Raw genomic sequence first — 24,349 nt, forward strand, 5'->3', positions numbered from 1 at the left:
ATGGAGCTTTACTGTAGCCTGGTATTGAAACTTTGTGCATCATGTACAGAATAGGTGGGAAGCTGTGAAGCGAGGGCGCCAGCCTTCGTGGAGCTGTCGTTGGGATACCACCCTTGATGTACGGAGTTTCTAACTTGCCGCCCTTATCGGGTGGAAGGACCATGCCAGGTGGGCAGTTTGACTGGGGCGGTCGCCTCCTAAAGAGTAACGGAGGCGCCCAAAGGTTCCCTCAGAATGGTCGGAAATCATTCGTAGAGTGTAAAGGCACAAGGGAGCTTGACTGCGAGACCTACAAGTCGAGCAGGGACGAAAGTCGGGCTTAGTGATCCGGTGGTTCCGCATGGAAGGGCCATCGCTCAACGGATAAAAGCTACCCTGGGGATAACAGGCTTATCTCCCCCAAGAGTCCACATCGACGGGGAGGTTTGGCACCTCGATGTCGGCTCATCGCATCCTGGGGCTGAAGTAGGTCCCAAGGGTTGGGCTGTTCGCCCATTAAAGCGGTACGCGAGCTGGGTTCAGAACGTCGTGAGACAGTTCGGTCCCTATCTGTCGCGGGCGTAGGAAGTTTGAGGAGAGCTGTCCTTAGTACGAGAGGACCGGGATGGACGCACCTCTGGTGCACCAGTTGTCACGCCAGTGGCACAGCTGGGTAGCTATGTGCGGACGGGATAAGCGCTGAAAGCATCTAAGCGTGAAGCCCCCTTCAAGATGAGACTTCCCATAGCGCAAGCTAGTAAGACCCCTTATAGACGATGAGGTTGATAGGTTCGGTGTGGAAGTGCAGTAATGCATGGAGCTGACGAATACTAATCGGTCGAGGACTTATCCACATTGCCTTTATGCTGACTTTCATTATCCAGTTTTCAGGGAATAAAGATAGAAGCTAGCTACCATTCATGGTAACTAGCTTTTTTGGTGTGTGAACAGATTATTTAAGGAGTTGTAATTGCTGTTCTACCATATAGGGGAAAATTCCCATATGATGCTTGCAGAACCTATCTATTAATAATTTTTCTGCATACTGATGTGACAACACTAGATCTCCCCATAATTCGCTTTCATAACGACAAAGCATGCTTAGACCATAGAGCAGTAAATAATGATTTGCAAATTGGGGAACAGGATGATTCTCGATATCATTCCAAAGATAAATATTTCTATTCTGATCTATTGAAAAGAGGGGATGCTCAAACAGAGACACTCGGTCATCACACTCAAAAAGTCGTCCCTGATTCGAAATAGATGAAGTTGAAGGGGGAGCGAACCTAACTTTATCGGTGTTTTGTCTAAGGGTACAGAATAAAGGAAAGCTTCCGGAGGTTCCTTGATTATTAGTAGCAGTAAATAGACGATTTAAATAATGCTGCAAGGTTTCGTCTGAATAAGAAAGTGCCCCTTGGCTAGCATGAGGCAGAGCAAACACAAAGGGTCGCTCTGTCATGATTGACACAGCTACCCAAGGACTTGGTTTTTGAAAATGGTCCATTTCCTCACGAAGCTCAGGTATTGATAAGAAAAGATCACTTACTCGATAACGATCCGATATGGGATGGATCGAAAGGAGTCGACATAGATGTGGAAAGAAGCCTTCCTTTTGGGGTTTCATTTCATCATCTAGTAAATGGTAGGGATTTTTCTTAACTTTTCGTGCTGTAACACCATGCTGTAGCATGCGACTGTTCTGGGGATAATCTGGATCTTTGGCAAGGATTAGACCCTTAAGTAAATGAACGCATCCGTAAAATAATAAGAGAGGCTTAATTAATAAAGAGCTTTTCGCAGCCATTTCATAATAATGTCTAGCCTGCATCCAGGTATATAAAAAACGAGTACTGTTTTGAAAGGCATGCTTTTCAGGATTTTGTAAGCCCATTCTATGATAAGAGGCTGTAAGAAAAGATCGTGAAGTAGGCTCTGTTTCCATAATAGAAAGCTGTTGCCAGACATCTTGAAGAGACATGGAGAAAATTACCCCTTTATTTTCCGAATATTCACTTTTATAAATGATATTCTTATGGAATCTAAGAAACATTTATATTTTCTCCTATAAAAGCGAACAATATAAGCATTCCTTGACATTAAATTGAGCCGTTTGCTACACTGATGAAAAGATTTTCGGCTGAAAGGGGTCCTTGAACCGTGTGGGAAAATAAGTTTGCTAAGGAAGGCTTAACTTTTGATGACGTATTATTGGTACCAGCTAAATCAGAAGTGCTTCCAAAAGACGTTAATGTATCCACAGTATTAAGCAAAAAGGTGAAACTCAACATACCATTAATCAGCGCCGGTATGGATACAGTAACCGAATCTGCACTTGCTATTGCAATGGCTCGTCAAGGCGGTCTAGGTATCATTCATAAAAATATGACCATTGAACAGCAAGCAAGTGAGGTAGATCGCGTAAAGCGCTCTGAAAGTGGTGTTATAACAAACCCATTTTCGTTAACTGAAAACCACACTGTTGCAGATGCAGATGCCCTCATGGGTAAATATCGTATTTCCGGTGTACCAATCGTTAACGATCAAAACCAATTGATTGGTATTTTAACAAATCGTGATCTACGTTTTGTACATGACTTCTCCATCATGGTCAAAGATGTAATGACTAAAGAAAATCTAGTTACAGCACCTGTAGGCACTACATTGCCAGAAGCTGAACAAATTTTACAGAAGCATAAAATCGAAAAGCTACCTTTGGTAGATGAAAATAATGTCTTAAAAGGGCTTATTACGATTAAGGATATCGAAAAGCTTATTCAATATCCGAATGCAGCGAAGGATGAGCAAGGACGATTGCTTTGCGGGGCAGCAGTAGGGGTATCCAATGATACATTTGAGCGTACAGAAGCTTTAGTACAAGCAGGAATTGATGTACTAGTTATTGATACAGCTCACGGCCATTCTAAAGGGGTTCTAGAGACCGTTAAGAAGGTCCGCAGTCTTTACCCTGATTTAACGATTATTGCTGGTAACGTCGCTACTGGACAAGCTACGAAGGACCTAATTGAAGCAGGAGCTTCTGTTATTAAAGTGGGAATTGGTCCTGGTTCCATTTGTACGACTCGTGTTGTTGCCGGTATTGGGGTTCCACAAATCACAGCGATTTATGAATGTGCGACCGCAGCGCGTCAATATAATATTCCAGTTATCGCTGATGGTGGTATTAAATACTCTGGTGACCTAGCAAAAGCTATAGGTGCTGGTGCATCTGTTATCATGATTGGTAGTTTGTTTGCAGGTACAGATGAATCTCCAGGTGAATTTGAGATTTATCAAGGACGCCGTTTTAAAGTGTATCGTGGAATGGGCTCCATTGGCGCTATGAAAGCGGGAAGTAAAGATCGTTACTTCCAGGAGAATGCTCAGAAGCTTGTTCCTGAAGGTATTGAAGGACGCGTAGCTTATAAAGGGCCTTTGGCTGATGTTGTGTATCAGCTTGTTGGTGGTCTAAGAGCTGGTATGGGCTATTGTGGAGCGGCAACCATTGCTGATCTACGTGACAAGTCTACTTTCGTTCGTATTACTGGTGCAGGCTTGCGCGAAAGCCATCCGCATGATGTTCAAATTACAAAAGAATCTCCGAACTACTCTATTTCATAAGGATAGGGCAACGATCGCTTTACCAAGCTAACAAGCAAGGTAAGACAAAAGGGCTTTCCATTTGGGAGTCCTTTTGTTTTTTATATAATCCAAAAGACTAGAATATAAGTCGTAGAGTAGTTCATTACCATATAGGATTGCAGCTCGAAACGATGTCCTAAATAAAAAAAGAAAATCTGAATCCAAATATCCTTTTAGAACGTCAGGTTAAAAGAAGGGTTTTCCGCATGGATACGATTACCAGTTCTTTTTCTCATGGAGATGCGTCTGGTGCTCTTCAAACAACGGCTTTTAGTATGATAGACTAAAGACTGTGTTCAACAGGAAAAAAGAAAAAAGGATATTTTTAAAAGTAGGGGGAGTGATTGTAGACATGATGCACAAATGGACAGCAAGAGTAAGCAAACTTTTATTGGCTGGTGCAATTGGTATGCTATCCATTGTGGGAGGAGCAATGCAGGCTTCTGCTGCTGAGACGGCTGCCAATCTTGATCTAGTGGCGAGTTCAGCAATTTTAGTCGAGGCATCAACGGGAAAGGTTTTGTACAGTAAAAACCCAGATCAGCCATTACCACCAGCTAGTATGACTAAAATGATGACAGAGTATCTGGTATTAGAGGCTATTAAAAAAGGTAAAATTAAACAAGATGAACTTGTACCTGTTAGTGACTATGCTTTCTTTATTGCCAAAAAGAAGGATTCCTCAGGCGTGTACTTAAATGCTGGGGAAAGTCACAAGGTGAGTGAACTATATAAAGCTATGGCGATTGCCTCAGCTAACGATGCTACAGCCCTGTTAGCAGAAAAGATTGGTGGAACTGAAGCCAACTTTGTAGACATGATGAATAAAAAAGCCCAAGAGATTGGGATGAAAAATACGTTTTTTGTTACATCCACTGGATTGCCTGCTAATGAATTAGGACCTTATAAACCAGCGGATACGAGCAAGGATAATGTGATGTCTGCACGTGATGCAGCTATCTTGGCGGATCGTTTAGTGAGTGATTATCCTGAGGCATTAGAAATTTCTAAAATCCCGCGCTGGGTGTTCCGTGAAGGTCAAAAAGAAGAAATCAAGCTAGCAAACAATAACTGGATGCTTCCAGGCTTGCCGAATGAAACGCTTGGAGTAGATGGTCTTAAAACTGGTTATACCGATGCAGCACAATTTTGTTTTACGGGAACGGCTTATCGTGATGGAATGCGCCTGATCACAGTTGTCATGGGAGCTAAAACAAAAACAAGCCGTTTTGAAGAAACCAAAAAGTTATTAAATTATGGCTATAGCACCTACAAAGCTACGGAAAAACTGGGAAAAGGCGTTCCTGTTCCAGGATTTGAAAATGCGCCACTTAAAAAGGGTGTATCTCTAGAGGTTCCGGCTATTACTGCTAAATCAGTTAATGTTGTGGGTAAAATCGGAGAAGAAGCGAAAGTAACGCCGCGTGTAGAATATAAACCTTTGACCGCGCCTATTAAAAAAGGTGACGTGATTGGAACAGTCTACCTTGATACAGAAGGAAAAAGCGATTATTTGATGCCAAGCAATCAAAAGGGCGGAGTAGATTTAATAGCTGCTGAGGATGTAGAAGAAGGTAGCTGGATTCGCCTATTCTTTAGAAGTATCTTCGAATTTATCGCTAATCTGTTTAAAAGTATTGTTGGCTAATCAAGCAGGGGTAGTGCTGCGGAGGGCAGAACTTTAAAAGAAGGCAAATATTCTGTCAAGATATGTTGTCTACTTTTTCTGATTGGTTTACAATAAAAACAATGTTGCAAATCTAATCCTTTTGTAGGGATGTTCACTTATAGGGGAGGCTCACTGATGGTACAGGTAGGTACAGATCGTGTTAAACGTGGAATGGCAGAAATGCAAAAAGGCGGCGTAATTATGGACGTTGTTAACGCCGAGCAAGCTAAAATTGCGGAAGCTGCGGGTGCAGTAGCCGTTATGGCACTGGAACGCGTTCCATCTGATATTCGTGCGGCCGGTGGCGTAGCGCGCATGGCTGATCTAGGAATTGTAGAGGAAGTATTAAAAGCGGTTACGATTCCTGTAATGGCAAAAGCACGTATTGGTCATTTTGTAGAAGCACGTGTCCTTGAATCTATGGGAGTAGATTATCTTGATGAAAGCGAAGTACTTACTCCTGCTGATGACTTGTACCATATTAATAAAAAAGATTTCACAGTGCCATTTGTTTGTGGAGCGCGTGATTTGGGTGAAGCTCTTCGTCGTATCGGAGAAGGTGCATCTATGATTCGTACAAAAGGGGAGCCAGGAACAGGAAACATTGTTGAGGCTGTTCGCCATATGCGTACGATGCAATCACAAATCCGTAAAGTGCAAAGCATGTCTTATGATGAATTAATGGCTGAAGCGAAAAATCTTGGAGCTCCGTATGAATTGTTAGAGCAAATTCACAAAACAGGAAAGCTTCCTGTTGTAAACTTCGCGGCTGGTGGTGTTGCTACACCTTCTGATGCTGCTTTGATGATGCAATTAGGCGCAGATGGCGTATTTGTAGGTTCCGGTATCTTTAAGTCCGAGAATCCTGAAAAATTCGCACGTGCTATTGTAGAAGCGACTACACACTATACAGATTACGAATTGATTGCACGCGTTTCGAAAGACCTTGGTTCTGCGATGACCGGAATCGAAATTTCCAAGTTGCCGCAGGCTGAGCGCATGCAGGAGCGCGGCTGGTAATATGAGTAAGACAAGAATCGGTGTTCTCGCCCTACAAGGTGCGGTTGCAGAGCATATGCGCATGCTTGAGTTGGCAGGTGCAGAAGCAATCGCAATTAAAAAGGTGGACGAGCTATCTGAGATAGATGGCTTGATCATTCCCGGTGGCGAGAGTACAACAATTAGTAAGCTCATGCATAAATACGGCTTTATGGATGCGATTCGTCAGTTTGCGAATGAGAAGAAGCCTGTCTTTGGAACATGCGCAGGCGCTATCTTAATTGCAAATGAAATTGAACATGCACCAGAAGCCCATCTAGGTTTAATGGATATGAAGGTAGCGAGAAATGCTTTTGGGCGGCAAAAGGAAAGCTTTGAAATCAAGATGCCAATTGCTGGCGTAGCTTCCGACTTTCCAGCGGTCTTTATCCGTGCGCCTCTTATCCTGAAAATCGGCAATAAGGGTGAAGTGCTGGCGAAGCATGAAGACAATATCGTAGCGGCTCGCCAAGGGCAATTTTTGGCGGCATCCTTTCATCCAGAACTAACAGATGATTATCGATTGCATAAATATTTTTTAGACATGGTGAATGAATATCAAACAACAGGGAAAGCATCCGTATAGGGTGCTTTCTTCTTTTCAAAATAAAACAGAGCGTGTAAAATGGACATAGAGCATTGTTTGCAATTGCTTACATCATGTAGTACATTTAATAACAAGAAAAACACCCATAAAAAACATGTTGATAAGAAATAGTACTCTGTTTTAATTGGTTAAGAGAGTCGATGGTTGGTGCGAATCGACCCAATGGGCAGAAGAATCCATCTTTGAGTGGTAAAGGACATAACTTTGCCCGGTCTCGCGTACCGTTATTTACGTGGAATGAAGAGGATAAGACCAGCTTGCTTACCTACGGCAGAGCAATATGGCTTATCAATGAGGGTGGCAACGCGGAGTTAACATTCGTCCCTGGTAAGTGGGATGGGTGTTTTTTATTTTGTCTAAAATTTGGAGGGGTTTTACATGTTAGACGTAAAAATACTGCGTCAGGATCTTGAAGAAGTAAGACGTCGATTGGCGCACCGTAATGAGGATATCTCCGCACTGGATCAGTTTGCTGAAGTGGATGAAAAACGTAGACAGCTTATTCAAGAAGGCGATACGCTAAAAAATAAACGTAATACAGTATCAGAACAGGTAGCTGTATTAAAGCGTAATAAAGAGAATGCAGATCATTTGATTTCTGAGATGAAGCAAGTGAATGAACGCATTAAGGCATTGGATGAAGAGCTGCGCGAGTTAGATGAACAGCTCACTGTCATTCTATTAAGCCTTCCTAATTTGCCGCATGAAAGCACGCCAATAGGTACAACTGAAGATGACAATGTAGTGCATCGTGTGTGGGGAGATGCTTCGACCTTCAGCTTTGAACCAAAGCCGCATTGGGAGGTAGCCGATGCGTTAGGTATTCTTGATTTTGAAACAGCCTCTAAAGTAACGGGAAGCCGTTTTGTTTTCTATAAAGGCATGGGTGCTCGCTTAGAACGTGCCCTAATCAACTTCATGATGGATCTTCATGCAGACAAGCATGGATACGAAGAAGTATTGCCGCCATATATGGTTAATCGCGCTAGCATGACAGGGACAGGGCAATTGCCTAAGTTTGAAGAGGATGCATTTAAGATTGATGGGGTAGATTATTTCTTGATCCCAACCTCTGAGGTACCTGTTACAAATATGCATCGTGATGAGATTCTTGATGTGGCTCAACTTCCGATTAAGTATAATGCATTTAGTGCATGCTTCCGTTCTGAGGCTGGGTCAGCTGGACGTGATACACGTGGATTGATTCGCCAGCATCAGTTTAATAAGGTTGAACTTGTGAAGTTCGTGAAGCCTGAGGATTCATATGAAGAGCTAGAAAAGCTGGTAAACAATGCGGAAACCGTGTTGCAAATGCTTGGCCTGCCATATCGTGTCATGAGCATGTGTACAGGTGATCTTGGATTTACAGCTGCGAAAAAATACGATTTGGAAGTATGGCTTCCAAGCTATAGCACGTACCGTGAGATTTCTTCTTGCTCTAATTTTGAAGATTTCCAAGCTCGCCGTGCCAATATTCGCTTCCGTCGCGATGCAAAAAGCAAGCCTGAATTCGTGCATACAATGAATGGCTCTGGCTTGGCATTGGGTCGTACAGTAGCAGCTATACTGGAAAACTACCAACAGGAAGATGGTTCTGTTGTAATTCCAGAAGCATTGCGTCCTTACATGGGTGGAATGGATCGGATTATAGCTAAGAAATAACTGTATAAGTACAGTTTGAGTGGTAGCAATAAACTTCATAGGTAAAAGCATAACTGGTAGTTGTCTATTTAAAAGGCGGCTACCAGTTTTTTTGTGATTTTGAGTGTAAAAAAAGCTATTGGATTAAGGGTTTTTTATGATAAAAAACAATTTATTGGAAAATTCATGTAAAAAAGATTGCCAATTCGGAATTAACTGTTATATATTAATTTATATAAACTTTGATTGTTATAATACAGATTTACACAGGATAAGGAGGATGCAAGATGGACTGCTACAAATGTAATGGAAATGGCGAAAACGATTGCCCACATTGCAAGGGGAAAGGTCATTCACACGAGGGAGGTTACTGTGTCTCATGCCAGGGACATGGTTTCATCAGTTGTTGTACATGTAGTGGATCAGGATTAGTTGAATAATTGAGGCAGTTATACGGAGGGGAGTGTTGAAAATGGAAAGAATTTTAACTGAAATTCAACCGTATCCAACTGACGTTCAAATTACCGGAGAGATGAATGAACGTTATCTAGAAATATTGACACCAGATGCAGTAGCTTTTCTAGCTGAGCTGTCAAGATTGTTTGAAGCGAGACGACAGGAACTTTTGGTAAAAAGAGAAGAACGACAACAGGAATTTGACCAAGGGAAAATGCCTCACTTTTTAGAGGAAACCAAAGACATTCGGGAAGCGGATTGGACGATTGCTCCTGTTCCCGCTGATTTACAGGATCGTCGGGTTGAAATTACTGGTCCTACCTCAGATCGGAAAATGGTCATCAATGCTTGCAATTCAGGTGCTAAAGCTTTTATGGCCGATTTTGAGGATGCCAATTCCCCTTCTTGGCGAAATACGATAGAAGGTCAAATCAACATGAGGGATGCCATTAACCGCACGATTTCTTTTACTAGTAACGAAGGAAAAGTATATCAATTAAAGGAGCAAATCACTACGTTGTTAGTGAGACCGCGCGGCTGGCATTTACAGGAGAAGCATATTTATGTAGATGGTCAACCTATGTCAGCTGGTCTTGTGGATTTTGGGCTCTATTTTTATCACAATGCTAAAAAGCTTTTGGAAATAGGGTCCGGCCCGTATTTTTATCTTCCGAAAATAGAAAGCCACGAAGAAGCAAGGCTATGGAACGATGTTTTTATATTTGCTCAGCAAAGACTAGGGATTGAACAAGGAACGATTAAAGCGACAGTGCTTATAGAAACAATTCTTGCAAGCTTTGAAATGGATGAAATTTTGTATGAACTGCGGGATCACAGTGCTGGACTTAACTGTGGACGATGGGATTATATTTTTAGTTTTATCAAAAAATTCTGCAAAAACAGCAATATTATCTTCCCTGACCGCGCTCAAGTAACCATGTCTGTTCCTTTTATGAAAGCTTATTGCGATCTAACTATTCAGACGTGTCATAAACGTAATGCTCATGCGATGGGAGGAATGGCAGCACAAATTCCTGTTCGCAATGATGTGTTAGCGAATGAAGCAGCTTTTGAGAAGGTAAGGCTCGACAAAGAAAGGGAGGCACTGGCCGGTCACGATGGCACATGGGTTGCGCATCCTGGTCTGGTCCCAGTTGCTATGAGTGTATTTGATCAAATCATGCCTTCAGCTAACCAATTGCATCAAAAGAGAACCGATGTACAGGTATGTGCGGCAGACCTACTTGCTGTTCCAGAGGGGACGATTACAGAGCAGGGGTTACGGACAAATATTAGCGTCGCGATTCAATATATAGAGGCATGGCTGAGGGGAATGGGGGCAGTACCAATTAATAACCTCATGGAGGATGCGGCTACGGCGGAAATATCTCGTGCTCAAGTCTGGCAGTGGATTCGGCATCCAAATGGAAAATTAATAGATGGCCCTAAAATTACATGGGAATTGGTAGAGGAATTGATCCAAGAGGAAATCGCTGTTTTAAAGCAGAAAATTGGCCCCGAACGTTTTGAGGCGGGAGAGTTTTCCCGAGCGATTACTTTGTTTAAAGAGGTTGTTCAGGCAGAAGAATTTATGCCTTTCATTACGATACCAGCGTATGAGTACATCTAAAAAAGGAAGAGGAGTGGAGAAAAATGACTAAAATGAAGCAGATAAAGGATTTGGAGCAGTCTTGGGAGTCTAAACGTTGGGAAGGGATTACAAGACCATATTCGGCTGAGGAAGTAGTTCGCTTACGCGGTTCCATTCAAGTCGAGCATACCTTGGCAAAGCTAGGGGCAGATCGATTTTGGAATCTGCTGCATACAGAGGATTATGTTCATGCTTTGGGAGCTTTAACGGGGAATCAAGCAATCCAGCAAGTGAAGGCGGGGTTAAAAGCTATTTATTTAAGCGGGTGGCAAGTCGCTGCTGATGCCAACCTTTCTGGCCACATGTACCCCGATCAAAGCTTATATCCAGCTAACAGTGTCCCACAAGTGGTAAAAAGAATTAATCAAGCGTTCCAGCGGGCCGATCAAATTTCTCATTCAGAAGGAAAGGAAGATGTCAATTGGTTCGCACCAATCATAGCGGATGCGGAAGCAGGGTTTGGTGGACCACTTAATGTATTTGAATTAATGAAAGCGATGATTGAAGCTGGCGCAGCAGGTGTTCATTTTGAGGATCAATTAGCCTCTGAGAAAAAATGTGGTCATATGGGGGGAAAGGTCTTAATTCCTACTCAGGCAGCCGTTAGAAATTTAATAGCTGCACGATTTGCTGCGGATGTGATGGGTGTGCCAACCATCGTGATAGCTCGTACCGATGCCAATGGGGCCTACCTGTTAACCAGCGATGTTGATCCGCGCGATCAGGAATTTTTGACAGGGGATCGTACAGCAGAAGGATTCTATCAAATACGTGGAGGACTAGATGCAGCGATTGCCAGAGGGCTGGCATATGCGCCTTATGCAGATCTTATTTGGTGCGAGACATCTGAACCTAATTTAGAAGAAGCTAGACGTTTTGCCGAAGCGATTCGTGAGAAATATCCCAATAAGTTATTAGCCTATAATTGTTCTCCATCCTTCAATTGGGAAAAGAAACTAGATGAGGAGACCATCGCTTCCTTCCAGCAGGAAATCGGAAAGATGGGGTATAAGTTCCAATTTGTTACTCTAGCTGGGTTCCATGCGCTTAACCACAGCATGTTTGAGCTAGCTAACGGCTATCGGGATCGAGGTATGGCAGCATACTCAGAGTTACAGCAAGCAGAGTTTGCTAGTGAGCAGAAGGGATATACCGCAACAAGACATCAACGTGAGGTGGGCACAGGCTATTTCGATGAAGTCGCTCAAGTCATCTCAGGCGGTACTTCTTCCACGACAGCCCTGCATGGCTCAACAGAAGAAGAGCAATTTTCAGGCAGTAGATAGGATCGGGAGTTTAGCGATAAGCTGGCATAAAGATGATACAACCAGACGATATGAATACAAAAAAGAGCAGGTTCCTTTTTAAAAGTTACCCTGCTCTTTTTCATGCAGTAGCAAAACGATGCGGTTATGTTTTATGAAAAGTATAGTAAACGGGTTTTGGTTGTTTCTGCGGCGAATTTTGCTCTTCTTTTTCGAAGATGACTCTTCACGATTTACATCAGTAATGTCGATTGTCTTTTTATGCGCATGGGGGAATCTCATTAAGTGGGATTCTCCCAATCTTTCCTATCGTCAAAGAGATGGATGAAATGCTTTTCGACTGATTCAATAGCAGATAAATGTGGTTACATGATAACAGATTAGTTATTAATGCAGAGGTGATAAAGAGAATGAACCCAACGAATATTTTTGAAGTGACGCAGCAGGAAACCGAGTCAGGGACAATTGTATTCCTACAGGGCCAGCTTGATTTATCGATGGCTCCTTATTTTCGAACGGTTGTAGAGCCCCTCGTTATACAAAAAGACAAAACATTAACCTTAAATCTACGAGATTTACGATATATCGATAGCACAGGGATAGGAATTATTATTTCCTTTCTCAAAATGCGAAATGAAATGGGAACAACTTTGAATGTAGAGGAAGTTTCTCCTAAGACCCAGCGTCTATTCGATATGATTGGAATTACGAAGTTTTTAATGCCACAAAAGGAATCACGTATGGATAAGACAGGAGGAACGGCATGATTGCTCAAAATAAATTAGTCCGTATGACCATACCTGCTCATGCTGACTTTATCGATGTAGTTCGGCTTTCTTTATATGGATTAGCAACCAGAATGGGCTTTTCTTTTGAAGAAATTGAGGATATGAAAGTAGCTGTATCAGAGGCTTGTAATAATGTTATTGTTCATGCCTATGCAGGAATGGAAGAAGGTTTTATTGACGTGGCATTCGAGACCGCTCCTGATAGCCTGCGCATTGTTATTAAAGACTATGGAGAGAGCTTTGATTATCAAACGGTGTCTGAAAAGGCGGACTCTTTACACGATAAAGAAATAGCGGATATTAAGGCTGGCGGATTAGGAATTTACATGATGCAGGCACTGATGGATGAGGTAGAGGTATCAAACGATCATGGTACAGAGGTGGTACTTACTAAATGGCTTGGCGGAAGTCTAGGAGGGAATACGCATGCAGCAGAATCCAATGTTAGCGTCATCTCCCGGGATAGTAGAGAGTGATCTGGAAAAGATACGAAGGTATCAGGATACAGGCTGCCAAGAACTGGCTACAGATTTATTAATGCATTATGATTCTATGATTAAAATGGCGGCTAAAAAGATCTCTCGTAACTGTCGGGATTTTTATGAGGATTTATATCAGATTGGGCAGATATCATTACTCCGCTCATTAGAGCAATTTGATGCTAGTTTAGGATTTGCTTTTGAGCCTTATGCGATGAAAAGTTTAATTGGGCATATGAAAAATTATTTAAGAGATAAATCTTGGTATGTTCAGGTGCCACGTCGCATTAAGGAAAAAGGCGCACGTATTCAACAGGTTATTGATGAGTTAACCATTACATTGGAGCGATCTCCAGACGTTGGAGAGATTGCTGATAAAATGGAAATGTCTGTAGAAGAAGCAATTGAGGTATTAGCTGGTCGTGAGTATTACCAACTAACTTCTCTTGATGCTCCTCTAAATACAGACGAGGGCGGGTCGACAATTGGAGATTTAGTCAGTTCACCAGTGGACGATTTTGGAGCGCTCGAAAATCAGTTAGATTTAAGAGAGGCATTAGAGCAATTAAAAGAAGAGGAACAAAAAGTCATATATTCTGCATACATAGATGGTCTATCACAGCGAACGATTGCTAATGAATTGGGGATTTCACAGATGAGTGTATGCCGTATCCAAAAAAGAGCGGTTAAAAAGCTACGCGATCTATTATCGACGGGTCATATTGCTTCAAAAAAATAGAGAAGACACGTGGGTGAGTCAAGGTACTCGCCCACTTTTTGTTTGTCAATGAGTATGATCTTACAAGGATTACTAACAAATAAGCAGGGGATTGTAGATGGTGATCGATCAGAGTGAAGAGTTTGAAGTTCAATAACTCGCGAGCTATACTGAAGAATAATAGAAAATGGGTACGGAAAGTAGTGATGATAGATGGAACCACAACACGAGAGATTTATGAGAGAAGCGATGAATGAAGCAAAAAAGGCAGCAGCGTTAGGAGAGGTTCCGATCGGTGCGGTTATCGTACGAAAGGGAGAGATTGTCGGCAGAGGATACAATCTGCGTGAAACGCAAAAAGACCCGACTTTACATGCCGAAATGATTGCGATCCGGGAAGCGAGTCAAAAACTAGGAGGATGGCGTTTAATCGGCTGTGACCTGTATGTGACTCTAGAGCCATGTCCGATGTGTGCAGGCGCAATTGTGCAAAGTCGCATTGAACAGGTTTATTACGGGGCAACTGATCCAAAAGCCGGCTGTGCAGGAACCTTGATGAATTTATGCGCTGAACCAAGATTTAACCATCAGGTGCCTGTATGGGCAGGGATATTACAAGAAGAATGTCAGATGATGCTTAAGGATTTTTTCCGACAACTGCGAAAAAAGAAGAAGGAAGATGCAAAGAACATCTCCCTCACACAAACTGATTAAATTCTGCTCTTCGCTTACTCGGCTTCTTGTCCTTTTCGCAAGGAGTTCAATTCTTCTTCGGTCAGTTCACGGAATTCACCTAGCTCAAGTGATTCATCGAGTAGGAGAGGACCCATACGAACACGTTTCAAATAAATCACTTTAAGGTCGAAAGCGGCAAACATACGCTTTACCTGATGATATTTTCCTTCCATGATGGTCACGTGAATCTCTGAAATGTCCCCTGAATGAAGAATTTCGAGAGTAGCTGGCATGGTTTCATAACCGTCATCCAACGTTACACCTTGCTTGAAAGCAGCGATATGCTCCTCTGTAACACGTCCCTGAATCTGGGCAAAATACTCTTTGTCTACTTTCTTTTTCGGAGAAAGCAGGCTATGGGAGAGTTGTCCATCGTTGGTTAGAAGGAGAAGTCCTTCTGTGTCGATATCGAGACGACCTACAGGGTGTACCTTATGTCTCCATTCATCTGGCAACAAATCGACAACTGTTTCATGTAGAGCATCCTCAGTTGCTGAAATGACACCGGCTGGTTTATTAAGCATGACGAATACCCAACGTTTGAATTGAAGAGGTACACCATCAATTTCTATATGCTGTTGCTCTGGAATGACGTGCATGCCAGGATCGGTAGCCACGACACCATCAACGGTAACGATGCGCTGTTTAATCAGTTGTTTTACTTCCTTACGAGTTCCTTTTCCTGTGTTAGCTAATATCTTATCTAGACGTTCACGTTTCATTCATTCAGCCTCACTTTGTTCTTCCTTTCTCCCTATATTGGCTGATCTGATAACGAAAATCAAGGAGACGCTCTGGAAATATACTTGCTTGCTTTTTCCTGTGCTGGATTTGTTTATCGCTTGCTTATCCCAATTCTATTATGGTATGCTATGTAAGCAAAAGGTTTTCAGTACTTTGTTTATAAAGTTTGCCGTGCTAGATGGGGAGGTTGCGGTGCCCTGTAACCTGCAATCCGCAATAGCAGGATTGAATTCCTATCAGCGGTCATTTTATGTGAGGTCTGCCTTATACCGTTGGTGTTGAGGATTGGGTCCTATGCAACGTGAACCTATGAACCTGGTCAGGTCCGGAAGGAAGCAGCCATAAGTAGGACCTTGCGTGTGCCGTAGGGTAGCCTGGTCTGAGTCAATTGTATAAGTAACGCTCGGATGGAATGTATCAATGATAGGTGCACGGCATCTATACATATAACTAGAACGTCACTTTTAATAAGTGGCGTTTTTTGTTGTTACCTGGCGAAGAGTAGCGATATATTTTGGAGGAAAACTATTCCATACAAGCAGGGGCTTACCATTTTGTTGCCGAATCTCTATTTGAAGTCTACGAAAAGTCATAAACGCTTATTGTAAGTAATGGGGAAGGGGAGAGGCAACAGTTGGAGAAAATCATAACGTCACAGAAGTGCCATGCTTTCTCAAGACTAAAACAATACTCACAGCATATCAAACACGCCTTGCTCATAGTTGATGGACAGGGTCTCATTTTAGAAGTGAGTGAAGCATTAATGCAGGCAACAGGGTTTAGCTACGAACAGATCATCGCTGCACCATTTCAAAAAGTAGTACCGTATATGAATTCTGTTAGACATCTTTATGATAGTTTATTAGAAAAAGAAAAACAGTCATTAAAGCCAACAGAAATGATTTATCAGGATGTTCAGGGGAAAAAATCAAAAACACCTGTTATGATTACAATTTCTTATAAAAATGGGGAGCCGATCTATTTTCTTCATTTCTTCCAGCTTACCAAGGATTTATCCATATCCCTATCTCAACGCATGGCTAACCAGCTCACCTCTGAAATTAACCTGGGTGTCGTCGTTCTAGATGTTCAGGCTCGATTGGTCGATATAAGTCAAGTAGCCTGTAAAATATTAGGTGTAGATCGAGTGCTTGTATTAAACCAGCATATTGATCAGGTTTTTGCGGGGATTCCTGAGGAGCAGCGACTAGTACAGCGAGAGCTTTTAGAAGGAGTAAAATTCCAAAATAAAGCGATGTCCTGGACAAATCAAAAGCAACGTTACGAGCTTTTAGTAGACTCTAATACCTTGCATAATGAAGTAGGTCAAATTGTTGGAGCTTATGTTATCTTCAAAGATGTGACCAATATGCGTTCATTAGAACAAAAGATTGAACGGAGTGACCGGCTGGCGATGATCGGTCAGATAGCGGCAGGGACTGCCCATGAAATAAGAAATCCGTTAACCTCAATCAAAGGTTTTTTACAAATGTTTCAGCAATCATTCAAGGAAAATGGGATGGATAAAGAAAAGACCTTTACTGATATTATGTTAACGGAGCTACACCGGATTAATTCATTAGTAAGTGAATTTCTGCTTCTGAGTAAACCTCGCGATGTTCAATATCAAATGATCAGTTTACATACTGTCTTTGAAGAAATCATGCCCATCGTTGAAAATGAAGCACTGTTGCATGGAATTGAGGTTCGTTATACAGGGACAGAGGCCTTACCAATGGTTGTCGGTGATGCTGAATTATTAAAGCAGGTTTTCTTAAATATCTGTAAAAATGGAATGGAAGCAATGGGGAATGAAGGAACTCTGACGGTATCATACCATTATGAAGAGGAGTGCAATAAGATTAGTCTAAATATTCAAGATACAGGTCCTGGGATACCTGGATATTTAATCGATAAGATTTTCGATCCTTTTTTCACAACAAAGGATGAAGGAACTGGGCTAGGATTATCTGTTTGCCAAAAAATCATTCATGATATTGGAGGACAAATTCGTGTCTCCTCTAAAGGATTTGGAACAACCTTTCACATTTTATTATCATATATCTAAAAAAACATAGCGTTCGGGGCATCTTCAGGTATGAGAGATGGGGCCGGGCGCTATATTATTTGAGCGGAAATATGGTTTGGTGTAACCAACTTTGGAAAAAGGCTATTGCTTATAGTATAATAAATAAGATGCAAAAGGTTTGACAACAGGTGAGAAGGAGTGAGCAAGGATGGCTTATACAGCGCTATATCGGGTATATAGACCGCAAACCTTTGGTGATGTGATTGGACAAACTCATGTCACAACAACCTTGCAAAATGCTCTTCGCGAGGGGCGACTTTCGCATGCTTACCTGTTTAATGGACCAAGGGGTACAGGGAAGACCAGTGCCGCTAAGATTATGGCAAAAGCAGTAAACTGTCAAAATCCACAGGATGGTGAACCTTGTAACCAATGTCCAGCATGTATAGCAATAACAGAAGGTTCAGTGACCGATGTCTTGGAGATTGATGCTGCATCCAATCGTGGTGTCGAAGAAATCCGAGATATACGTGATAAGGTCAAATTTGCACCAAGCGAAGTAAAATATAAAGTGTACATCATTGATGAGGTACACATGCTGACAACAGAGGCGTTTAACGCACTGTTAAAAACATTAGAAGAACCGCCCGGGCACGTACTATTTATATTAGCGACGACCGAGCCGCATAAGCTGCCAGCAACCATTATTTCACGTTGCCAGCGCTTTGATTTCCATCGCATTTCGCTAGCTGAAATGACTCAGCGTTTACAGCATATATGTGATGCTCAACAAATTGAAGCTGAGGAACAAGCACTCAAGCTAGTTGCGAAAATGGCTGAGGGTGGAATGCGTGATGCACTTAGTTTGCTAGATCAGGCTATTAGTTATAGCGGGAATCAAGTAAGCGCATCTGACGTGTTAAAGATTACAGGGGCTGTGTCCCAAGCTTATTTTTCCACACTTGGTCGTATGATTTCTGAACAAAATGTAACGGGGGTAATGGAAGAACTGGAGAAGATTATGTCTCAGGGAAAAGACCCTGAACAGTTCTTACAAGACCTGCTGTTTTATTTTAGGGATATGTTGTTATATAAAACAGCCCCTAATCTGGAAGAAATCATGGAGCGTACACTAATTGATGAAAAATTCCCAGAGGTAGCCAACCGCTTTGCTCTGCCTGTTTTATATGAAGTAATAGAACAGCTTAATCAGGCCTTGACCCAACTGAAATGGTCAACGTTCGCACGAGTTTTGGTAGAGATGACATTGGTTCGCTTATGCCACCTATCTGCCTCGTCCTCCACAGCCGGTTCTATATCTGTAGGGCAAGAAGCAATGGAGGCTGGTAATGGAGCAGGTGTGCGCGCTGTACCAAACACTGCTTCTGGAGGGACTCAGGCGGTGTCTAGTCCGGATGTGGCTCCTCTTTTCGAGCGTGTAAAAATGCTAGAAGAGAAACTAACCCAAATTCTACAGGGAAATCTTGTAGCAGGAGGAAAAGCGGCTTCAGAAGAAGGAAAACAACGAGAGGTCCGACGAGCTATGCCGGCTACAGGCGGTTCGAAGACTTCTATGACGAAGGTACGTGAAGCTGTTCGCCAAGTGGATGAGGGACTTTCCCAAAAAATCCGTGGTGCGTGGGGCCAAATTTTATCCGAAGTGAAAAAGGTCCACTATAAATATCATGCATGGGTTGTAAGCGGTCAGCCAACCGTTGCTAGCTCTGATGCCGTAATCGTTACTTTTAAAGGATCGATTCATTGTGAAAAAACAATGGAACCAGAGCTAAGAGGTATTGTCGAGCGTGCGTTTCTTACTGTAACAGGTAAACCACTTCAGCTTCTATCCATAACAGAAGACGAGTGGGAAAATGTCCGGGGAGAACAAACGCATTCCAATCTCTCAGGGTCAGATGAGCCCCCAGAAGACCCATTTATAGCTGAAGCGATTCGGGTCGCTGGAGAACGATTGACACACATTAAGGAATAAAGCACGAACACATACATTTAAAGGAGGAATTACGAATGAAAAACATGCAGCAAATGATGAAACAAGTTAAAAAAATGCAGGATGAGATGCAAAAAGCACAAGAACAATTGAAGGAAAGAGTAGTAGAAGGTAAAGCTGGCGGTGGCGCTGTAGTTGTAAAAGCGAATGGACATAAGCAGGTTATTGATGTAACAATCAATCCAGAAGTAGTTGACCCAGAAGACGTGGAAATGTTGCAGGATCTAGTTCTTGCTGCAATTAACGATGCTATGAAAAATGTTGATGAAGTAGTTGGAAAAGAAATGGGACGCTTTACTGGCGGCATGAACATTCCTGGATTGTTCTAATTTGCCAGCATAAGCTCCCGTAAAGGAGTAGGTCATTGTGTTTTATCCAGAGCCCGTCTCGAAATTAATAGAAGGATTTATGAAATTGCCGGGCATTGGACCAAAAACAGCAAGTCGGTTAGCTTTTCATGTGTTAAGCATGAAGGAAGATGACGTACTTGATTTAGCAAAAGCATTGGTTAACGCCAAACGGCAACTGCACTATTGCTCGGTTTGTAATAATATCACCGATTCGGATCCCTGTCAGATTTGCCGCGATAAAAGCCGTGATGGCTCTATCATCTGTGTCGTTCAAGAACCAAAAGACTTGGTTGCCATGGAACGGACCAGAGAATTTGTGGGGTATTATCACGTTCTGCATGGTGCCATTTCACCTATGGATGGGATTGGTCCTGAAGATATTCATATTCCCGATCTGCTCAAACGCTTAGGTGATGAACAAGTACAAGAGCTTATTTTAGCTACAAACCCTAATATTGAAGGGGAAGCTACAGCTATGTATATTTCTCGTTTAGTAAAACCCTTTGGCATTCGTGTCACCCGTATTGCTCATGGTCTACCTGTCGGTGGGGATTTAGAGTATGCCGATGAAGTAACATTGACTAAAGCCTTAGAAGGTCGCCGGGAATTATAATAATAGGGATAAGAGGTGCATGAGAAATCATGCGCCTTTTTGTTATATGAGGTAATAAAAGATATTTTATGCTTCAATGGGGTTATAGCTTGGACAGACCCACATTTATTAATAGAGAAAGTAAGTTCCTAGTACAAAAAACTACATTTGGTCAGGAAGTATTTTTTATAGGGAAAGAAAGTGCTTTTTTACTAGGACGAGGCATAACCTAAAGAGTAGGAGAGTGAATGAATGCAACCTTACATGCCATTTCTGCCAACGGTAAGAAGGCGCTCTGTAAAATGGGCTTGGGTATTAACCTTTCAATATGTTCTGTATATAGGCGTTCAACTATCAGCAACGTCAATCTTGCGAAAGGCAGACGGTACCTGGGAAATCCATATGCTAGCCAATATGGAAACAATACAAGTTTTATTGTTATGGGGGAATATATTCCTTACATTGCTTACGAGTGTTTTGTTTTTTATTGCTTTGATTCGAGATCGGCGCGTCTCTACTTGGACTGGTCATACAGAGGTAAACGGTACGGATTTTATACATGCAATCGCATTTATGCAAATCTTTTATAATGCCTCCATTTTCTTATATGGGACGGGGCTTTTGAGCTATCCGCTTTTTACAACAGGAAGTATAGGAGGATTATTTGAATCTGCTTCCTTGCAAATTTTCTTGTGTATGTTTTGTTTCATTTGGTTTCGAGGTCGGTTAGAATCAATAGGCTTTCAAAGTCCAACTGATGTCGGGAAAATGTTTTTCTTTATCATCGGCTGTTATTTGGGGATTACATTCCTGCTGAGCTATGTGGTGGCCCCTTTGGCTGACCTTTTTCACATATCGTTAAGCTCTGCACGTGAGGAAGGAATCAGCCGTGAAATAAGGGATGCCAAGCAAAACAGCTTGCTAACGATTCTTTTGTCCTTTTTTATGACAGGCTTATTTGTCCCGATCGCAGAGGAAATGATGTTTCGCGGGGTTCTTCAGACTTATCTTGTGAAAAAGTGGGGAGCTTTCTGGGGAATCCTGATCGCGAGCTTTTGGTTTGCTATTATTCATATTGATATAGCCTTATTTCTACCTTTATTTATAATTGGGTTGTCCCTTGGAATTGTCCGTCATCGCTTTCACTCACTGTGGGCCTCGATTATTTTGCATTCAATCAACAATGTAGTTAGTGTCATTCTTTCTTATCAATCATAAACCTGATGAATAGAGGGAAGGGGAACTTGTATGAAATGGTTGAAGAGGAACACGGGTTTGAAAGAGCCGCAGGTGCAGCCTTATCATTTACAGGAAGCGATTGCTAGTGCCCTACAGTATTGGCAAAATGCTCAGCGGCATGTGGATGTCTCGGAAGGATTTCAACAGATTGACCATTTTATTTACCAATACCGTCTGGCTGAAAAGCGATACATGTATCTGCTCAAACAAATACGCCGTCGAAATGAGAAACAAAGAGAAGCGTAGAGGGAGAGGATGGCGAAATGAACACGGAGATTATGATAGCTGGAATGATCATTGGGTTCCTTGTTTTGGTGGCGCTTAGCAGATCAGTTTCCCGTCCATTGCGTTGGACGGGAACGATTGCTCTAAATGTCATTATTGGTGCGATCCTTTTGTATTTCTCTAATTTCTTTGGTGAGATGGCGGGATTCTATGTACCGATTAATCCCGTAACAGCTATTATAGCAGGCTTTCTACGGATTCCGGGCTTACTTGCACTGATCGTTATTCGACTCTTTCTGCTAGGCTAAGCATTAACTCTTTCCATCAGTCATTAGAAATGCAAGGCTTGCTTTTTCGTATTTCACATAGGCTTCCTGTGGGTGTCGGAAGGAAACAAGCAACGGAATCAAACGCGGAAGTAAACTAAATATGGTGATGATTACTAAAAAGTGACCAGAAGGAAAAGAAGACCATGGAAAAATAGCTAAACATGTGAAGAATACACCTAGGCAAGTTACTGTCTCCAGTCTTCTGTACCTTGAGAGTGATACCATAAGCGAATGGGTAGTGCCCCACCATGGAGACAGCCAAGACAATTTGGATAGTTGAAATGGCTGAGCTAGAATAGAGGTATACACCCAAACGGCAGTCATATGTAATAGTGGGATAAAAATAAGATAACAAAGGAAAAGAATGAAAGAATTCCAAGTTAGAGCTTGCCAGAGGCCCAAAATAAAAGCGGCCGTAATGATCCCGATTAGTTGTAACAGATAACCACCCATTCCCCAACGAAAACGATATAGTAAGCGGTAGCTGTAAATGGTCTGTTCTTTCATCAACAGGCCTCCTTTTTGTTCGTTCTATAGTATTATCGGTAGGTTATATAGATAATTGTATCCTTCAATTGACAGGTAAATATAGGGTTATTATCATAGGAATTAATTGGTAGTGGGAAGGAGAGGGGAATGCCATGAGTACAGCTTTCAACCGTGAAAAGATTGCCATGGGCTGCTGGAGTATTTTCCGACAGGGAAACATATTTACTCTCCTATTCGTGGTGGTTGGCTTTTTATTGTTTCACTTTTCAGAATGGTTAGATATAGTGTTTTGGGAAAGCTTTTTTATATCTCTACTATTATGCTTCCCTATTTTCCTCTTATTGTTTTTCTATGATTATCCCTTGCATATTCGCTGGTTTTTACTAGGACCCCTCTGTTTTGCAGGCATACTGTGGTATAAATGCCTGTTACTTAGTATGGCTGTATATACGATCTGTCTCTATCTCCTTGCGGTTACCGTGTTATGGGGCATTTATCATTTCTCTGGAGCTGGGCATATCAGCTTCTCTTCCCAATTGATGCACTTTATTAAAAGGCTTACTAGGGCTAGTGATTCAAGCAGTGCTAATATATTTGAGCAATTGCCCAAGGCTTTGATTTTACTGATAGCGATGCAGGAAGCTTCTGTGTCATGGCAGGAATGGACAGTGAGTGAGAGTATTTTATCTCACTTTGTATTTGCATTTGTATTATTTTTTTATAGCTATACCATCCATCAACTGTTTTTTACATGGAAGCCTGATGAGAATATAGATAATGCGAAAAAGATTACTACACAGTATGTTTTTCCCGTTGAACGAGTTTACTTGGTGGTGTTGAATGGCTGCAATAAGGAACAGTTGGTCGAAGCTCACACTCCTTTTCTTGATTGGTTACAACGAACAGGAACTAGCTGGGAAAAGGCAGAGAGTGTATATCCCGCAGATACAAAGTCCTGTTTTTGCTCTCTTTTGACAGGAACCTATCCGTCTGAACATCAGATAAATAGCCATCTTGGTAATCGAAAAACAATACAGCACGAGACAATCCTTGATGTCCTGCACCAAGCAGGGAAGGCAGGGATGATATTGGCTGAAGAGGAGATAAGCTGTCTATTTGATAAGGAAGCTCGCCAGGCATATGTACGGGAAAATCAACAGACTGATAACTGCCGAATAGAGCAAGCTATTCAAATTGCAGAGCAAGACAATCCAGACTTTTTGCTTGTACAAATGACAGATATTTATCGAACAGGAATGACATGTGGAGTCTATTGCGATGAATATCTTGCAAAAATAAATCAGGCTGATCAAATGATCGCGCAGTTCTATCACCAATTAGACAAGCTCGGCAAGCTCAATCAAGCCGTATTTATGGTTTGTTCTGATCATGGAGAAGCGACAGGCATGGGAGGGCGTGTACATTTGAGTCATAAAGAACGCTACATTTCACTTCTCATGCAAGGAACGTCGATCCATCGAGGAAAGGTTGTGACTACACGGCCTGCCATCGTGTCAGTAGCTGCCACAATCGCTTATCTTTTAGCAGTTCCGTATCCAAAGCAAGCAAAGGGGCCTGTTTTGTTAGAAGGGATGATCACGTGTCAAAACGAGGATCATCAATTCCCCATTTCTGGGAAAGATAAATTTGAGCAGATTATATGATAGGCAAGC

At 42.1% G+C, this 24,349-nt stretch carries 22 protein-coding genes, 1 rRNA gene, 1 other RNA gene and 1 other annotated feature (1 of these 25 cut by a window edge); of the genes, 21 read left to right on the forward strand and 3 right to left on the reverse strand.

The genetic code is table 11. From position 1 onward, the window contains the following. A 23S ribosomal RNA gene (locus tag BRLA_RS00125) occupies positions 1 to 833 on the forward strand (it extends 2,097 nt beyond the left edge of the window). A gap of 98 nt (positions 834 to 931) precedes the next feature. Here the strand turns inward: BRLA_RS00125 and BRLA_RS00130 are convergent. Beyond that, positions 932 to 2,035: a YaaC family protein gene (locus BRLA_RS00130; protein WP_003333959.1), complete on the reverse strand. Its 1,104-nt coding sequence runs from the start codon at positions 2,033 to 2,035 to the stop codon at positions 932 to 934. Positions 2,036 to 2,142: 107 nt separating this feature from the next. On the opposite strand from BRLA_RS00130, the gene guaB reads away from it, so the two are divergent. The 11 genes from guaB (at position 2,143) to tadA (ending at position 14,650) form a co-directional block, all read left to right on the forward strand. Continuing rightward, positions 2,143 to 3,603, forward strand: coding sequence for an IMP dehydrogenase (gene guaB / locus BRLA_RS00135; protein WP_003333958.1), 1,461 nt, complete (start codon positions 2,143 to 2,145; stop codon positions 3,601 to 3,603). 373 nt (positions 3,604 to 3,976) lie between these two features. After that, the gene (locus BRLA_RS00140; protein WP_003333957.1) at positions 3,977 to 5,272 is read left to right on the forward strand and encodes a D-alanyl-D-alanine carboxypeptidase family protein; all 1,296 of its coding nucleotides are present in this window, start codon (positions 3,977 to 3,979) and stop codon (positions 5,270 to 5,272) included. Between the two features lie 156 nt (positions 5,273 to 5,428). Then, positions 5,429 to 6,313 (forward strand): pyridoxal 5'-phosphate synthase lyase subunit PdxS, encoded by an 885-nt coding sequence (gene pdxS, locus BRLA_RS00145; protein ID WP_003333956.1) that lies wholly within the window; start codon positions 5,429 to 5,431, stop codon positions 6,311 to 6,313. Position 6,314: 1 nt separating this feature from the next. After that, a complete protein-coding gene (pdxT, locus tag BRLA_RS00150) occupies positions 6,315 to 6,917 on the forward strand; it encodes a pyridoxal 5'-phosphate synthase glutaminase subunit PdxT (RefSeq protein ID WP_003333954.1) in 603 nt (200 codons plus the stop codon). Between the two features lie 109 nt (positions 6,918 to 7,026). Continuing rightward, positions 7,027 to 7,267 (forward strand) — a binding site (T-box leader). A gap of 49 nt (positions 7,268 to 7,316) precedes the next feature. Then, a complete protein-coding gene (gene serS / locus BRLA_RS00160; RefSeq protein WP_003333953.1) occupies positions 7,317 to 8,600 on the forward strand; it encodes a serine--tRNA ligase in 1,284 nt (427 codons plus the stop codon). A 451-nt stretch (positions 8,601 to 9,051) separates the two neighbouring features. Continuing rightward, positions 9,052 to 10,665, forward strand: coding sequence for a malate synthase A (aceB, locus tag BRLA_RS00165; RefSeq protein WP_003333951.1), 1,614 nt, complete (start codon positions 9,052 to 9,054; stop codon positions 10,663 to 10,665). Between the two features lie 23 nt (positions 10,666 to 10,688). Further along, a complete protein-coding gene (gene aceA, locus BRLA_RS00170) occupies positions 10,689 to 11,972 on the forward strand; it encodes an isocitrate lyase (RefSeq protein WP_003333950.1) in 1,284 nt (427 codons plus the stop codon). 389 nt (positions 11,973 to 12,361) lie between these two features. After that, positions 12,362 to 12,718 carry an STAS domain-containing protein gene (locus BRLA_RS00180; protein ID WP_003333949.1) on the forward strand — a complete coding sequence of 119 codons (357 nt, stop codon included), beginning with the start codon at positions 12,362 to 12,364 and terminating at the stop codon, positions 12,716 to 12,718. After that, entirely contained in the window at positions 12,715 to 13,215 is a 501-nt protein-coding gene (gene rsbW, locus BRLA_RS00185) for an anti-sigma B factor RsbW (RefSeq protein ID WP_003333948.1), read from the forward strand. The genes BRLA_RS00180 and rsbW overlap by 4 nt, the downstream gene beginning before the upstream one ends. Next, positions 13,166 to 13,957 (forward strand): sigma-70 family RNA polymerase sigma factor, encoded by a 792-nt coding sequence (locus BRLA_RS00190; protein ID WP_003333947.1) that lies wholly within the window; start codon positions 13,166 to 13,168, stop codon positions 13,955 to 13,957. The genes rsbW and BRLA_RS00190 overlap by 50 nt, the downstream gene beginning before the upstream one ends. Before the next feature lie 192 nt (positions 13,958 to 14,149). Further along, the gene (gene tadA, locus BRLA_RS00195; protein ID WP_003333946.1) at positions 14,150 to 14,650 is read left to right on the forward strand and encodes a tRNA adenosine(34) deaminase TadA; all 501 of its coding nucleotides are present in this window, start codon (positions 14,150 to 14,152) and stop codon (positions 14,648 to 14,650) included. Between the two features lie 14 nt (positions 14,651 to 14,664). On the opposite strand, the gene BRLA_RS00200 is transcribed toward tadA, so the two are convergent. After that, positions 14,665 to 15,393: a pseudouridine synthase gene (locus BRLA_RS00200; protein ID WP_003333944.1), complete on the reverse strand. Its 729-nt coding sequence runs from the start codon at positions 15,391 to 15,393 to the stop codon at positions 14,665 to 14,667. Positions 15,394 to 15,584: 191 nt separating this feature from the next. On the opposite strand from BRLA_RS00200, the gene ffs reads away from it, so the two are divergent. From ffs to BRLA_RS00235, 8 genes are all read left to right on the forward strand, one after another. Further along, positions 15,585 to 15,850: signal recognition particle sRNA large type (gene ffs / locus BRLA_RS22910), an RNA gene on the forward strand. 199 nt (positions 15,851 to 16,049) lie between these two features. Further along, positions 16,050 to 17,483 carry a PAS domain-containing sensor histidine kinase gene (locus tag BRLA_RS00205; protein ID WP_003333943.1) on the forward strand — a complete coding sequence of 478 codons (1,434 nt, stop codon included), beginning with the start codon at positions 16,050 to 16,052 and terminating at the stop codon, positions 17,481 to 17,483. Between the two features lie 169 nt (positions 17,484 to 17,652). Next, positions 17,653 to 19,434 carry a DNA polymerase III subunit gamma/tau gene (gene dnaX / locus BRLA_RS00210; RefSeq protein ID WP_003333942.1) on the forward strand — a complete coding sequence of 594 codons (1,782 nt, stop codon included), beginning with the start codon at positions 17,653 to 17,655 and terminating at the stop codon, positions 19,432 to 19,434. A gap of 35 nt (positions 19,435 to 19,469) precedes the next feature. Further along, on the forward strand, positions 19,470 to 19,781 hold the full coding sequence (locus BRLA_RS00215; RefSeq protein WP_003333941.1) for a YbaB/EbfC family nucleoid-associated protein: 312 nt from the start codon (positions 19,470 to 19,472) through the stop codon (positions 19,779 to 19,781). Positions 19,782 to 19,818: 37 nt separating this feature from the next. Further along, positions 19,819 to 20,415: a recombination mediator RecR gene (gene recR / locus BRLA_RS00220; protein WP_003333940.1), complete on the forward strand. Its 597-nt coding sequence runs from the start codon at positions 19,819 to 19,821 to the stop codon at positions 20,413 to 20,415. 231 nt (positions 20,416 to 20,646) lie between these two features. Beyond that, positions 20,647 to 21,612, forward strand: coding sequence for a CPBP family intramembrane glutamic endopeptidase (locus BRLA_RS00225; protein ID WP_003333939.1), 966 nt, complete (start codon positions 20,647 to 20,649; stop codon positions 21,610 to 21,612). 30 nt (positions 21,613 to 21,642) lie between these two features. Beyond that, on the forward strand, positions 21,643 to 21,879 hold the full coding sequence (locus BRLA_RS00230; protein WP_003343392.1) for a DUF2508 family protein: 237 nt from the start codon (positions 21,643 to 21,645) through the stop codon (positions 21,877 to 21,879). A gap of 17 nt (positions 21,880 to 21,896) precedes the next feature. Further along, the gene (locus tag BRLA_RS00235; RefSeq protein WP_003333937.1) at positions 21,897 to 22,166 is read left to right on the forward strand and encodes a pro-sigmaK processing inhibitor BofA family protein; all 270 of its coding nucleotides are present in this window, start codon (positions 21,897 to 21,899) and stop codon (positions 22,164 to 22,166) included. 3 nt (positions 22,167 to 22,169) lie between these two features. Here BRLA_RS00235 and BRLA_RS00240 read toward each other — a convergent pair whose 3' ends face one another. Then, positions 22,170 to 22,694 carry a hypothetical protein gene (locus BRLA_RS00240; RefSeq protein WP_003333936.1) on the reverse strand — a complete coding sequence of 175 codons (525 nt, stop codon included), beginning with the start codon at positions 22,692 to 22,694 and terminating at the stop codon, positions 22,170 to 22,172. Between the two features lie 134 nt (positions 22,695 to 22,828). Between BRLA_RS00240 and BRLA_RS00245 the strand changes: the two genes are divergently transcribed. Then, entirely contained in the window at positions 22,829 to 24,340 is a 1,512-nt protein-coding gene (locus BRLA_RS00245) for an alkaline phosphatase family protein (RefSeq protein WP_003333934.1), read from the forward strand. The last annotated feature ends 9 nt before the right edge of the window (positions 24,341 to 24,349 follow it).

The organism is Brevibacillus laterosporus LMG 15441, assembly GCF_000219535.2.
GTDB classification, from domain to species: Bacteria; Bacillota; Bacilli; order Brevibacillales; family Brevibacillaceae; genus Brevibacillus_B; species Brevibacillus_B halotolerans.